Source organism: Arthrobacter sp. PvP023, assembly GCF_017832975.1.
Classification (GTDB): Bacteria; Actinomycetota; Actinomycetes; order Actinomycetales; family Micrococcaceae; genus Arthrobacter.
This window is the reverse complement of the sequence record NZ_JAFIBI010000001.1, coordinates 4,366,490-4,379,213: the sequence shown is the minus strand read 5'-3', so window position 1 is coordinate 4,379,213 and position 12,724 is coordinate 4,366,490. Positions and strand designations below refer to the sequence as shown.

The 12,724-nt window shown below is 65.8% G+C and carries 11 protein-coding genes; 4 read left to right on the top strand and 7 right to left on the bottom strand.

The genetic code is table 11. The annotated features are described in order from the left end of the window. Window positions 1–118: 118 nt before the first annotated feature. The gene (locus JOE31_RS19840; protein ID WP_209747510.1) at window positions 119–1,606 is read left to right on the top strand and encodes a helix-turn-helix transcriptional regulator; all 1,488 of its coding nucleotides are present in this window, start codon (window positions 119–121) and stop codon (window positions 1,604–1,606) included. 139 nt (window positions 1,607–1,745) lie between these two features. Here the strand turns inward: JOE31_RS19840 and JOE31_RS19835 are convergent, their stop codons facing one another. From JOE31_RS19835 to JOE31_RS19825, 3 genes are read right to left on the bottom strand one after another with little or no spacing between them, the layout of a single operon-like run. Next, window positions 1,746–2,771, bottom strand: a complete 1,026-nt coding sequence (locus tag JOE31_RS19835) for a TAXI family TRAP transporter solute-binding subunit (RefSeq protein WP_209747508.1) — start codon at window positions 2,769–2,771, stop codon at window positions 1,746–1,748. Next, window positions 2,768–4,201 carry a HAMP domain-containing sensor histidine kinase gene (locus JOE31_RS19830; RefSeq protein ID WP_209747506.1) on the bottom strand — a complete coding sequence of 478 codons (1,434 nt, stop codon included), beginning with the start codon at window positions 4,199–4,201 and terminating at the stop codon, window positions 2,768–2,770. The genes JOE31_RS19835 and JOE31_RS19830 overlap by 4 nt, the downstream gene beginning before the upstream one ends. After that, window positions 4,198–4,866: a response regulator transcription factor gene (locus JOE31_RS19825; protein ID WP_209747504.1), complete on the bottom strand. Its 669-nt coding sequence runs from the start codon at window positions 4,864–4,866 to the stop codon at window positions 4,198–4,200. The genes JOE31_RS19830 and JOE31_RS19825 overlap by 4 nt, the downstream gene beginning before the upstream one ends. Before the next feature lie 257 nt (window positions 4,867–5,123). On the opposite strand from JOE31_RS19825, the gene JOE31_RS19820 reads away from it, so the two are divergent. Both JOE31_RS19820 and JOE31_RS19815 read left to right on the top strand, forming a co-directional pair. Beyond that, window positions 5,124–6,518, top strand: a complete 1,395-nt coding sequence (locus JOE31_RS19820) for an MFS transporter (RefSeq protein WP_209747502.1) — start codon at window positions 5,124–5,126, stop codon at window positions 6,516–6,518. A gap of 338 nt (window positions 6,519–6,856) precedes the next feature. Continuing rightward, the gene (locus JOE31_RS19815) at window positions 6,857–8,605 is read left to right on the top strand and encodes a pyruvate dehydrogenase (RefSeq protein ID WP_209747501.1); all 1,749 of its coding nucleotides are present in this window, start codon (window positions 6,857–6,859) and stop codon (window positions 8,603–8,605) included. 31 nt (window positions 8,606–8,636) lie between these two features. Here the strand turns inward: JOE31_RS19815 and JOE31_RS19810 are convergent, their stop codons facing one another. Beyond that, complete coding sequence (locus tag JOE31_RS19810; RefSeq protein WP_209748711.1) at window positions 8,637–8,831, bottom strand: hypothetical protein; 195 nt, start codon at window positions 8,829–8,831, stop codon at window positions 8,637–8,639. A 245-nt stretch (window positions 8,832–9,076) separates the two neighbouring features. On the opposite strand from JOE31_RS19810, the gene JOE31_RS19805 reads away from it, so the two are divergent. Further along, window positions 9,077–10,348, top strand: coding sequence for a serpin family protein (locus JOE31_RS19805; protein WP_209747499.1), 1,272 nt, complete (start codon window positions 9,077–9,079; stop codon window positions 10,346–10,348). A gap of 123 nt (window positions 10,349–10,471) precedes the next feature. Here JOE31_RS19805 and JOE31_RS19800 read toward each other — a convergent pair whose 3' ends face one another. The 3 genes from JOE31_RS19800 to JOE31_RS19790 form a co-directional block, all read right to left on the bottom strand. Continuing rightward, window positions 10,472–11,314: a hydroxymethylpyrimidine/phosphomethylpyrimidine kinase gene (locus tag JOE31_RS19800; RefSeq protein ID WP_209747497.1), complete on the bottom strand. Its 843-nt coding sequence runs from the start codon at window positions 11,312–11,314 to the stop codon at window positions 10,472–10,474. Between the two features lie 68 nt (window positions 11,315–11,382). Continuing rightward, window positions 11,383–11,814, bottom strand: a complete 432-nt coding sequence (locus JOE31_RS19795; RefSeq protein ID WP_209747495.1) for a hypothetical protein — start codon at window positions 11,812–11,814, stop codon at window positions 11,383–11,385. Beyond that, window positions 11,811–12,716 (bottom strand): TIGR01777 family oxidoreductase, encoded by a 906-nt coding sequence (locus JOE31_RS19790; RefSeq protein WP_209747493.1) that lies wholly within the window; start codon window positions 12,714–12,716, stop codon window positions 11,811–11,813. The genes JOE31_RS19795 and JOE31_RS19790 overlap by 4 nt, the downstream gene beginning before the upstream one ends. Window positions 12,717–12,724 lie beyond the last annotated feature (8 nt).

Below are 12,724 nucleotides of genomic sequence, written 5' to 3'. Positions count from 1 at the left end.
GGGACCGGCTGGACCGGTGCGGTGTTTCTTTCCGTGAGATCTACTTTTCTGCACTTTCAAGAGGGTTACTAGATGAAATCCATGGAAAGAAATGCGTTTCTTCGCGTATGCTCAATAAATGTCGCCTACGAGCTGGAACCGCAAAGCCGCCACCCCGCCGTCGTCCCCTGCCACCCCCGAACTGGACGTCATCAGCCTGGGCCGCCGCGTCCGCCACCTGCGCAAAGCGGCGGCCATGACACTCGATGACCTCAGTGCCGCCGTCGGGACCGCACCGAGCCAGCTGAGCCTGATCGAGAACGGGAAGCGGGAGCCCAAACTGGGGCTGCTGCAGCAGCTGGCAGCCGCGCTGAATGTCAGCATCGATCAGCTGCTCGGGGCAGAGCCGCCCAACCGGCGGGCGGCCCTGGAGATCGAGCTGGAGCGATACCAGCGCAGCCCCCTCTACGAGTCCCTGAACCTGCCCAAAATCCGCATCAGCTCGCGGCTTCCCATGGATGTGCTGGAGTCCATGGTGGGCCTGCAGCATGAGCTGGAGCGCAGGCTTAACGAACAGGTGGCGACGCCGGAGGAGGCCCGCCGCGCCAACGCAGAGCTGCGGGCCATGATGCGCGAACGCAACAACTACTTCCCTGAATATGAGGCGGAGGCGCAGAAGGTCCTGGCATCGGTGGGGCACAAGAACGGCCCGCTGTCCCATCACGTCATTGCCGACATCGCCGGGCACCTCGGTTTCAGCCTCCACCATGTGGGCGATCTGCCGCATTCCACCCGCTCCGTGACGGATCTTAAGAACCGCCGAATTTACCTCACGCAAAACCAGCGCTCGGATCATGACCCCCGTTCGGTGCTGCTGCAGGCATTGGGCCACTATGTCCTGGGCCATCAGACGCCGTCGAACTACGGGGACTTCCTGATGCAGCGCGTGGCCACGAACTACTTCGCCGCCGCGCTGATGCTGCCCGAGCAGGTCACCGTGGAGTTCCTGCAGAAAGCCAAGCAGGCCAAGGAAATCGCCGTGGAGGACATCCGCGACGCCTTTGCGGTGTCCTACGAGACCGCGGCACACCGGTTCACCAACCTGGCCACGCAGCACCTGGACATCCGCACGCACTTCCAGAAGACGCACAAGAGCGGCATCATCTACAAGGCGTACGAGAACGACGGCGTGACGTTCCCGCAGGATCATACCGGTGCCATTGAGGGCCAGCCGTCGTGCAAGAACTGGACGTCGCGGGTGGTGTTCGATGTGCCGGACAAGTTCAGCGCGTACAACCAGTACACGGATACACCGGCGGGAACCTACTGGTGCACGGCACGGACCGAACGCTCGGCCAACGGCGAATTTTCACTCTCCGTAGGCGTCCCCTACGCGCAGGTGAAGTGGTTCCGCGGCCGGGATACGACGGAACGGTCCAAGTCCACCTGCCCGGACGAGAATTGCTGCCGCCGTCCGCCGGTGTCGCTGACGTCCGAGTGGGCGGGCAACGCCTGGCCGTCGGCGCGGGCGCACTCGCACCTGCTCGCCGCGATGCCGCCGGGCGCCTTCCCCGGCGTGGACGAGACCGAGGTCTACTCGTTCCTGCAGGCGCACTCGGGGAGCTGAACGCTCTCTCACTTCCTGCGGGTTTTTCCGAAACGCTCTCTCACTTCCTGCGGGTTTTTCCGAAACGCTCTCTCACTCCCTTGGCGATAGTGAGAGAGCGATTCGGTATGTGCTGCCGGAAGTGAGAGAGCGTCCTCCGTTACCCGTGCAGTTCCCGGTAGGCGGCAGCGGCTGCCGGGTGCAACGGCAGGCCGGCCGTGTTGATCAGCGATTCCGGGCTCAGGAACTGGACCCCCAGGCTGGAACGGGGGATCAGTTCCTCGGCATGGTCCACCAGCAGTTCCACCGTCCTCTTCACCGTCCGCTCATTCAGGTCACTGCGGCACAGGAGCAGATTCGCCACGCCCACGGCCCAGACAGCAGGGATGCCCTCGTAGGCGCCTTCCGGGATCAGCACCCGGTCGTAGAAAGCGCCGTACTTGGTCCGAAGCGCCGGCAGCAGCGGGGAGAGGTCCAGGAGTCCGAGTCCGACCTCATGGTGGGTGGCGGAAATGGCGGCCGTGGGCACGCCGCCGGACCAGAACAGCGCATCCACTGACCCGTTCTGCAGCGCCGCAAGCCCCGCATTGAGACCGAGGTTCATTACCGTGACCGTCTTTTCGACCCTGGCGGCGGGAGTAGCTCCCACAGCCACGGAAGCCAGCCCGGCGGCCTCAAGCAGGCGCGGGGTAGTGAGTGACGTTCCTGAACCGGGCTCGCCCACAGCCACGGTCCTGCCGGCCAGTTCCGTGAGTTTACTGATGCCGCCGTCCTTCCGGACCACGCAGTGGACGTAGTTTTCGTACACTCTTCCGATGGCCGCGATTCCCACGTTCGACGGGCTGCCCGCCGGCATTTTCCGGGCTGCGGCATCCGCCAGCGCGACGGCGAACGTGGCCCGACCGCTCAGAAGCTGTTCCAGGTTGTCGAGGCTGCCACCGGTTGTCAGGGCTGAAGCACTGCCGGCCACGCCATGGCGCTGGATGGAGTCCGCCAGCAGCGCTGCAAATTCAAGATAGAAGCCTCCCGGCTCACCCCCGGCCACGGTCACGGTGCCTGGCTTATCATCTGCAGTGCAGGCGTTGAGGGCCGGGATGAGCAGTCCGGCCAGGCCGGCGGCCAGTCCGGCCTTGAGGGCCGCCCTCCGTGGCGGAAGGCTTCCGGCCAGGTCAGTCACGCCGGTCATGAAAAGGCCTCCGGCCCCGGCAGAGCCATGGCGCGCGGAAACTCGATGCGCGCGGTCAGGCCGTGCGGCGAGGTTTCGCTCAGCAGCAGGCGGCCCCCGTTGGCTCCCGCCAGTTTGTCCACAATGGTCATGCCCAGTCCGTTGCCGCGGATCGCCCGGTGCTGCGGGGAGCGCCAAAACCGGCTGGTGGCAGCAGCCCGTTCCTCAGCGGAAAGCCCTGGGCCGGCGTCGGAGACCTCTACGGCAACCGCGTCCGGCCGTACGCGGACGGCCACGGATATCCGGGCGCCGGCGGCGTATTTGATGGCGTTGTTGATCAGTTCCCCCACCATCTGTGCCAGTTCTGCGGCATTGCAGGCGATATGCACCGCCGGGTCCGGCGGATCCTCCAGCAGGATCGATGAGCTGCTGCGCCGCGCCGCAGGTCCTGCCCGTTCGGTTTCTTCCTGCAGGACAGGGTACGGATCAATGACGGTACGGAACCCGCGCGGAGGGGTCCCTTGCGGGCCTCCGGCCGAGTCTTCGAAGGCCCTGTGCTCGGCCGTCGCCAGCTTCAACACCCCGTCAAGGATCTCTTCCACACGCTCGAGTTCCGCCAGGACTCCGGCCGCCGCGTTGTGTTCCCGGGCTGTCTGCAGTTCAAGCTGCAGCAGGTCGATCCTCAAGCGCAGGGCGCCCACGGGATTGCGCAGCTGGTGGGAGGTGTCGGCAATCAACTGGCGCTGGGAATCGATGCTGTCGCTGACCGTCCGGGCCATCCTGGTAAAGGAACGGCTCAGTTCCCGAAGCTCCGGTGGCCCGTCCTCCGGGAGCTGCCCGGCCCGGCCTGTTGCCTCGAGCTCCGTCACCGCCGAATTCAGGCGGTGCACCGGGCGCAGCACCCATCGTGTCACCCGGGCCGCGCCGAGGAGGAGCACTGCGGCGAGGGCGGCCGCCGCCACTCCGACGAGGAGCCACCGTTCCCGGAGTTTCTGCCGGGCCGCATCCAGATTGACCTCCAGGACCGCCTCGCCAAGAACCTGGCTTGCGCTGCCGAAGGAGCGTGAGATCAGCTCGGAACCGGCTCCAAACGGCTGAATCGGACTGAGGGTGGTGTCGCTAAGGTTCAGCTTTGCCCGGGCAACAGCATCGCGGACGTCCGCCCTGTCCTCGCTCAGGCCGCCTGAGCGCAGAGTGCCCCGCTGGAGGCGGATCAGCACCCCCTCACCGTACAGTTCCGAGTACCTGTCCATCTCTGCCTGCAGTTGGATGGATTCACCGTCGTTCGCGGCGTCGAACGCCACCTGCGCGAGCCTGTTGAGCGCAGCCGCCCGGTTGATCTGGAGCTCCTGGGTGAGCTCCCGGCTGGCCGAAGTCAGGAGGGCGGTGGAGGCGAAGATGACGATGAGGACGGACAGCACACTCAGGATTCCGAGGACACGCAGCTTCACGCGGGATCCGCCTCAACCCGATAGCCCACTCCGCGCACGTTGATGATGAAACCAGGGAGCTGGAGCTTTGCCCGGAGACCCGTCAGATGCACGTCGAGGGAACGCGAGGACGCCAGGAAGGCGTCCCCCCACAGTGCATCCAGGATCTGCTCCCGGGTGACCACTGATCCTGCATGGCCGGCCAGGAGTGCGAGCAGGTCGAATTCAGTGGCGGTCAGAGGCAGGACCCTGGGACCGACCGCGGCGACGCGGCGTTCGAGGTCCACCTCAAGTTCCCCCAGCACGATGCTCCGCTGCCTGCTGTCCTTTGCGCGGCCTGCACGCCTTGTCACGGCTTCGATGCGGGCCAGCAGTTCAACCAGTTTCACCGGCTTGACGAGGTAGTCATCGGCTCCCGACCGCAGGCCAAGGACCACGCTGCGCTCGTCGTCGCGGGCGGTGAGGATCAGGATGGGGACCGCGGTGACCTGGCGGAGCTTCCGGAGCACGTCGAGGCCGTCCATGTCCGGAAGTCCCAGGTCCAGGAGGATGACCTCGAACCGGCGGTGCTCAAGGAGCGCGTCAGCACCGCGGGCAACCCGGGAGGCCGTGTGTCCGGCGGAAACCACCGCCGCGTCGAGGGCGGACGCCATCGCGTCGTCGTCCTCGACGATGAGCACATCCATTGCCTGGTCCTGTTCGTTGACGGGGCATCTTCGATCTGCCCGCTGTGGAGATTATCCCTTGTACCAGCGAAACCTAAGGAAGTGTTAGGAATTCCCCCTCCACGTTGGTTGTGGGTTGGATCACCAATAGCTTGGATGGGTCCTCGGCTTTCGGAGGACCGTCAATGTCGAGGAGGAACCATGAGCAATGTTGCCATGGACAGCACAGAAGTAGGCCCGGAACGGTTCCCGGGAGCACAGTCAAGCGAGGTTCAGCGATGAGCACCCAGCAAGCCGAAATCCAGAGTGAGTCAGCCCAGACCCGCCGCGCCGTGAGCAACATCCTCAAAGGCTCGGCCGGCAACCTGGTGGAGTGGTATGACCTCTACGTCTACACAGTCTTTGCCGCCTACTTCCAGTCCCACTTCTTCAACTCCAAGGACGAGCTGCAGGCCGGCCTGGAAGCGATGGCGGTGTTCTCGACGTCGTTCCTGATGCGCCCCATTGGCGCCTGGTTCTTCGGCCGTTACGCGGACCGCAAGGGCCGCAAGGCCGCGCTGACGCTCAGCGTCACGCTGATGTCCGCGGGCTCCTTCGCGATCGCGCTGCTGCCCACAACGCAGCAGGTCGGCGTCTGGGCACTCGTGCTGCTGATCCTCATCCGCCTGGTCCAGGGCTTCTCCGTGGGCGGCGAATACGGCACCAGCGCCACGTACATGTCCGAGGCCGCCACGTCCAAGCGCCGCGGTTTCTTCTCCAGCTTCCAGTACGTCACCCTGATCGGCGGCCAGATGATGGCCCTGCTGGTCCTCGTCATCCTGCAGAACGTCATGCCCAAGGGCGACCTGACCGAGTGGGGCTGGCGTATCCCGTTCGCCATCGGCGGCGTAGCTGCCCTGGTGGTCCTGTGGCTGCGGCGCTCGATGGAGGAAACCGTCTCGGCGGAGCAAGTCGAAGCTGCCAAGATCCCGGCTGTTGCGGGTGTGGCACAGCCTGGCACCATGAAGCTGCTGTTCACGCAGTACTGGAAGCCGCTGCTCATCTGCATCGGCGTCACCCTCGGCGGCACGGTGGCGTTCTACACCTACACCAACTTCATCCTGAAGTTCATGAACGATACGTCCGGTATCGCCAAGACCGACACCTCGGTCATCAACTTCTGGGCATTGTTCATCTTCATGCTGCTGCAGCCCGTCTACGGCATCATCTCGGACAAGGTGGGCCGCAAGCCGCTGCTGCTGTGGTTCGGCATCACCGGTGTCCTGTTCACCTGGCCGCTGCTCTCCACCCTGGCCGGCACCAAGGACCCGTTCACCGCGTTCCTGCTCATGATGGGCGGCCTGCTGATCGTCGGCGGCTACACCTCGATCAACGCCCTGGTGAAGGCGGAGCTGTTCCCCGCGTCCATCCGCGCGCTCGGCGTCGGGCTGGGCTACGCGATCGCCAACTCGCTCTTCGGCGGAACCGTCCCGCTGATCGGCGCCGCGTTCCAGAAGGCCGAGCGGGTGGACCTGTTCTTCACCTACGTCACCGTGGCCATCGCCATCTCGCTCGTGGTGTACATCTTCGCGCTCAGGAACAAGAAGGCCACGCACCTGGACCGCGAACAGGGCCACGCCTGGTCCCAGAACCGCGCGGATGACAGCAAGGACAAGGACCTCCTCAACGTCTGATCCGCTTGGAGTTCGGCGGTGAAAGCCCATGCGGCAGCGAAAGCGCGGCATCGGTGAAAGTACGACGGCGGGTGCCCACCCGCCGTCGCCCCCTCACCGCCCCAGGACGCTCTCTCAGATCCTGTGGCAAATCCCGGGACGCTCTCTCACTTTCTTCGGGAAAGTGAGAGAGCGTGCCGGGATTTCTTGCATTTAGTGAGAGAGCGTTCGGCCGGGAGAGGCCCGGGGCGGGCGGGCCGCCGTCGTCGTCCTCGTCCAAAACCTGGGAGGCGCCCCAAGGCGGGCCGACTATATTGGCCCTGTCAGCTCATCAAACCTGATCGCGGGAGTGTGCACTCATGGCCAAGGAACTCGCCAGCCAGCTCATTGAACAACTCCAGGCTGCCGGTGTGCAGCGAATCTACGGCATCGTGGGCGACAGCCTCAACCCGATTGTCGACGCCGTCCGCAAGACGGGCGGCTCCGAGCAAGGCGGCATCGACTGGATCCACGTCCGGCACGAGGAAGCAGCCGCCTTCGCCGCTGCAGCGGAAGCACAGCTGACCGGAAAGCTCGCCGTTTGTGCCGGATCGTGCGGACCCGGCAACCTGCACCTGATCAACGGCCTGTACGATGCCAACCGCTCGGGCGCGCCGGTGCTGGCCATCGCCTCGCACATTCCGAGCAAGCAGATCGGCAGCGGCTACTTCCAGGAAACCCATCCGGACCGGCTCTTCAATGAATGCTCGGTGTACTCGGAACTCGTCAGCACGGCAGAGCAGGCACCGCGCGTGATGCACAGCGCCATCCAGCACGCCGTCGGGCTCGGGGGAGTCGCCGTCGTGACCCTGCCCGGCGATATCGCCGGCCTGGAGGCCACCGGCGAAACGCCGTTGCCCGCGACGTTCCGGCGCGCCACGCTCACTCCGGATGCCGCGAGCGTCCGGGAGCTTGCGGATGCCATCAACGCGGCGGAGAAGGTCGCCATCTTTGCCGGCGCGGGAACGCAGGGCGCCCACGATGAAGTGGTGGCCCTCGCGGAACTCATCGGCGCCCCGATCGGCCACTCGCTGCGGGGTAAGGACTTCATGCAGTACGACAACCCGTACGACATCGGCATGACGGGCCTGCTCGGTTACGGCGCCGCGGCGGAGGGCATCGAGGACGCAGACCTGCTGATCCTGCTCGGCACCGACTTTCCGTACGACCAGTTCCTTCCCGGCACCCGGACGGCCCAGGTGGACAGCGCCGCCCACAAGCTGGGGAGGCGGACCGACGTCGACATCGCCGTCCATGGCGACGTGCTGCCCACGCTCTCGGCGCTCATGCCCTTGCTAGCGCGGAAGAAGAGCCGCCGGTTCCTGGACCAGATGCTCAAGAAGCACGACCGGCTGATGAACAAGGCCGTGGGCGCCTACACCCGCAAGGTGGAGAAGAAGCAGCCCATCCACCCGGAATACGCGGCCTCGCTGCTGGACCAGATAGCTGCGGAGGACGCGATCTTCACCGCGGACACGGGCATGTGCAACGTCTGGACGGCCCGCTACATCAACCCGCTGGGCACGCGGCGGCTGATTGGGTCTTTCCTGCACGGCTCCATGGCCAACGCCCTGCCGCACGCCATCGGCGCACAGCTGGCGTACCCCGGCCGGCAGGTCATCTCGGTGTCCGGGGACGGCGGCCTGTCCATGCTGTTGGGCGAACTCGTCACCGTTGCGGCACACCGGCTGCCGGTGAACGTGGTGGTCTTCAACAACTCCACGCTGGGCATGGTCAAACTTGAGATGCTTGTGGACGGGCTTCCCGATTTCGGCGTTGACGTGCCCGACGCCGATTACGCCGCCGTCGCCCGCGCGCTTGGCTTCCACGCTGTCCGGGTGACCGATCCTGCCCGGATCGAGGACGCCTACCGGGAGGCCTTCGCCCACCCCGGACCGTCTCTGGTGGAGCTCATCACGGATCCGAAGGCGCTGTCGATCCCGCCGAAAATCACCGGCTCGCAGGTCCTTGGCTTCGCGACCGCCATGTCGAAGGTGGTCCTGAACCGCGGCGCCGGCGAGGCCGTGAGCATGGCCCGGAGCAACCTGCGCAACATCCCGCGGCGGTAGGTTTGCGGCGCCAGGTTCCGTAAGCGGTAGGTTACGGGACCGGCTTGCCCAGAAGGAAGTGTTCCCTTGGCTGCCCGGTACGGCGCGATCGCCGCTTCGAAGGCCTCGTCTCGCCGGACTCCGGGACGGCCTCATGGCACCTGCGCCGGATTTCCTGAAGTGCGCCCTGTACCTCGGCCGGAAACGACGCAATGTACTCGTCAACGTTGTCGAAATGCTGTGCCATTCACCGCTCCTTCGTCATCTCACGAGGGTACGCCGGTGCCCGCAGTGAGAGAGCGTTGCTGAAAACGTTGCGACAAGTGGGAGAGCGTCGCCGTGCGAGACCAAAACGACGGCAAACCGTAACCCTGCGGGCATCGTTCTGCGGCGGGCAGGCTGGTTGACTGAAAGAGGCAGGACGAGCTCGGCAGAAGCCGGCGTGCCAAGGGGCCTGCACGGCCCGTCCAAGGGGCAGTCCAAGGGGGAAACATGAAAACGTACCGCGTGGCCCGGCTGGCGACGGCAGGTGCCCTGGTGGCGCTCACCGCATGTTCGGCGTCCTCTCCGGAGCTCCTGAAGGCCGACGGCGTGGAACGGGTTTCGGTGGACGGCGCAGCATATGCCGCTGAACTGCGCTCCTTCCGGGCCTCCGCTTTCGGGCTCGGCGAAGCCCTGCTGGCCGACGGCGGCGACGGCTCCAAAGGCAACGTGGTGTCCTCGCCCGGGAGCCTGCTGATTGCCCTCGCCATGCTCCGCGCCGGGGCATCCGGCGAGACGGCCGCTGAGATGGACAGCGTCCTGATGCTTCCCGCGGAACATCGCGACGAAGCCATGAACGCGCTGCTCAGCTCACTCGGGAAGTTCGACGGCGACCCCGGCTCCGTGGATGAGGACAACCCGCCGCGGAAGCCCGTGATGCACGCCGCCAACGGCCTGTTTGTGGACAAGGGGGTCCCCACAGGGAAGCCCTTCCTGGACACACTGGCCCGGCACTATGGAACCGGCGTCTATCCCGTGGATTTCAGCAACGAAGGTGCAACGAAGCCGGCCATCGATGCCTGGGTGAACAGGAACACGGGTGGCCGGATCAAGGAGGCCCCCGCAAAGTACGATCGCGACAATACGTTCAGCCTGCTCAACTCCCTGTACTTCGCGTCCGCCTGGAGCGTGCCGTTTGATCCGAACGACACCTCGGACCTGCCCTTCACGACGGCCGCCGGCGAGAAGATCGACGCCCTGGCAATGCACAACGAGCTGGAGATGAAATACGCGCAAGGGGCTGGCTGGCAGGGCGTGGACCTGCCTTACGCCGACGGTTTCCTCATGCGGCTGGTCCTTCCGGACGCAGGCGCGGACATCGCATTCGGTGCTGAGGAGCTCACGGACATCGCGGACACGCTGGACAGCGCACCGCTGGAGACCGTGCAGATCCAGCTGCCGCGCTGGGACCACAAATGCAGTTTCGACCTGGTGAAGGTCTTCGAATCACTCGGGCTACGGAAGACCCTCACCACCACGGAGGATTTCAACAACATTCAGCCCAGGATGATGATCACCCAGGCCGCCCAGGCTGCCAACATCACGGTCGCGGAAAAGGGCACGGTTGCCGCGGCTGTCACGCAGATCAACGGAGCTGTCACCAGTGCGCCGCCGCAGCCTGAACGGACCATCACGTTCGACCGGCCGTTCCACTATGAGATTGTGCACGTCGACACCGGGCTGCCGCTCTTCATGGGGACGGTGGCCGACCCCCGTTCCTAGCCGGAAGCTCTCTCAGATCCTGCCGCTTACAACAGGACGCTCTCTCACTTTCTTGAGGAAAGTGAGAGAGCGTCCTGGATTTTCGCGCCAGAAGTGAGAGAGCGTCGTGAGCGCGGGCGGGGGTTAGCGCGGGCCGCCCTGCCAGAGGGCGTCGAACGGGGCGCCCGAGGCCACGCGGTTGTGGATCCCGGCCGTCACAAAAGCCTTCGCCGTGCGGGCAGCCTCAAGCGGGGTGGCGCCCTTGGCCAGCTCGGCGGTCACTGCGGCGGCAAGGGAACAGCCGGCACCGGATACGGCTACTTCGCCCACCTTGGGGGCGGAGAGGATTTCCAGGATGTCGCCGTCGTAAAAGACGTCGACGGCGTCGGGCCCGGCCAGGCGCACGCCGCCCTTGGCCAGCACTGCGGCTCCGCTCAGCTCATGGATGCGGATGGCTGCCGCTTTGAGGGATTCGACGTCGGTGATTTCCAGGCCGGACAGCGACTCGGCTTCGAAATGGTTGGGCGTGACAAAGGTGGCCAGCGGCAGGATCTGTGCCTTCAGTGCCTCGTCCGTGTCCAGCGCGTGGCCCGGTTCCTGGCCCTTGCAGATCAGCACCGGGTCCAACACCACGTTGGCAAACCCGCCGGCAGCCAGCGCGGACGCCACGGTCGAAATCGTGGCGGGGCTGCCCAGCATGCCGATCTTTACGGTGTCCAGCACGGAAGGTGCGCCGGACGCGGCGCCGTACGCCGCCGTCGTCGCCTCCAGCTGGTCCGCGATAACCTGCTGGTCCACCGGTACAAAACGGTGGTTCCAGTTGTCGTTCGGGTTGAAGGAAACGATGCAGGTCAGGTTGGCGATGCCAAAGACACCCAGTTCCTGGAAAGTCTTCAGGTCAGCCTGTGCACCGGCACCGCCCGTCGCCTCGGAACCGGCAATGGTCAGGGCGACGGCGGGATACGTGTCAACAGCAACAGAAGTCATCCACCCATACTGCCACCGCGCCTAAAAACACCGCATTGTGCGTATGACCAATATGACTGAACGGCTGGCTACGGGACGTCGGGTGCGTGTGCCGGCGACCCGCTGTCGTCGGACTGCCGGGCAAGCTTCCAAACAGCAAGGCGGCCCACCGCAGCCGACGTTCCCATCGCAGCCGCTGCGAACAAGTCCGGCGGAGAGTTGAACCCTCCAAAAGGCATGCCCAGGGCAAGGCCCAGGATGCCGAAGGCAGCGACATGCAGCCACTGCCTTGCGACCGGCCGCATTAGCAGGCCCAGGGGCAGGGCCAGGCCCCAGCCGACGACTACCGCAGGGATTGCACCGACGAACAGGGCCATTACCGCGAACCAGACGCCGGACACCGCACCGGAATTGAGCAGATGCACACGTGCGCCGAGAACCAGGCAGAACGTCACATGCGTCACGAGGATGCCGAGCCACACCGCGCCGGCGCCAAGCACCACACGCCGCGGCCGGCTCATGCCCGGCGCCCGGTGATGTCCTGCAGTGCCCTGCCCAGCTCGGCGTGCCGGAAGATGAAGCCGGCGTCCAGCAGTTTCCGCGGCTGGACCCAGCGGCTTTTGAGGACCAGCTCGGTCTCGGTGCGGATCATCACGGCGCCGAGCTCTAGCAGCCAGCCGGGCGTGGGCAGGCCGAACGGGACGCCATGGGCCCGGCGTACCAGGCGCATCAGCTCCCGGTTGTCCACGACGTCGGGCGAAGCCACATTCACCGGCCCAGTGAGGTCGGTCCGCTGGTGTACAAACAGCGCGCTGCGGTAGAGGTCTTCCACATGGACCCAGCTGAACTTCTGGCTGCCGCCGCCCATGTGCCCGCCGAGGCCGACCCTGGCGAGAGCCGCGAAAGGCCGCATCACCCCGCCTCCCGGACCGAGCACGATGGAGATCCGGAGCGGGACCCTGCGCGTGAGGGGCGTTTCGGCGGCGGCCAGGGCGGACTCCCAGGCCCGGGCGACCTCAACGGAGAACCCGTGGCCCAGCTCGCCGTCGTGCTCCGACTGGGGCGAGTCTTCCGCGTGGCGGTAGATGGTGCCGGTGCTGGCGTTGAGCCAGGTCGCCGGGGGAGCGGAACAGCGGGCCACCGCGCGGCCAAGTTCCGCCGTCGTGGACACCCGGGAGTCCAGGATTCGCGCCTTGTTCCGTTGGCTGTAGCGGCAGTCCACCGAACGTCCGGCGAGGTTCACCAGCAGTTCGGCACCGTCAAGTGCCCGGGTGAGTCCGTCGTCGTCGCCCCAGCGGACTGTGTCAGCGCAGGTGCGGCCGACGGTCCGCACCCGCCAGCCGTCCTGCTCGAAGCGCGTCCGGAAATAGCCGCCGATGAAGCCGGATGCGCCGGCCAGGACCACGGTCTTTCTGTTGTTCATGATTCCCC

What these genes read in the sequence shown, in the direction of transcription:
- JOE31_RS19805 (WP_209747499.1), top strand. Translation starts at nt 9,077, where the DNA reads ATGAAAACGTACCGCGTGGCCCGGCTGGCGACGGCAGGTGCCCTGGTG.
- JOE31_RS19795 (WP_209747495.1), bottom strand. Translation starts at nt 11,814, where the DNA reads ATGAGCCGGCCGCGGCGTGTGGTGCTTGGCGCCGGCGCGGTGTGGCTC.
- JOE31_RS19825 (WP_209747504.1), bottom strand. Translation starts at nt 4,866, where the DNA reads ATGGATGTGCTCATCGTCGAGGACGACGACGCGATGGCGTCCGCCCTC.
- JOE31_RS19835 (WP_209747508.1), bottom strand. Translation starts at nt 2,771, where the DNA reads ATGACCGGCGTGACTGACCTGGCCGGAAGCCTTCCGCCACGGAGGGCG.
- JOE31_RS19800 (WP_209747497.1), bottom strand. Translation starts at nt 11,314, where the DNA reads ATGACTTCTGTTGCTGTTGACACGTATCCCGCCGTCGCCCTGACCATT.
- JOE31_RS19820 (WP_209747502.1), top strand. Translation starts at nt 5,124, where the DNA reads ATGAGCACCCAGCAAGCCGAAATCCAGAGTGAGTCAGCCCAGACCCGC.
- JOE31_RS19840 (WP_209747510.1), top strand. Translation starts at nt 119, where the DNA reads ATGTCGCCTACGAGCTGGAACCGCAAAGCCGCCACCCCGCCGTCGTCC.
- JOE31_RS19790 (WP_209747493.1), bottom strand. Translation starts at nt 12,716, where the DNA reads ATGAACAACAGAAAGACCGTGGTCCTGGCCGGCGCATCCGGCTTCATC.
- JOE31_RS19810 (WP_209748711.1), bottom strand. Translation starts at nt 8,831, where the DNA reads ATGGCACAGCATTTCGACAACGTTGACGAGTACATTGCGTCGTTTCCG.
- JOE31_RS19815 (WP_209747501.1), top strand. Translation starts at nt 6,857, where the DNA reads ATGGCCAAGGAACTCGCCAGCCAGCTCATTGAACAACTCCAGGCTGCC.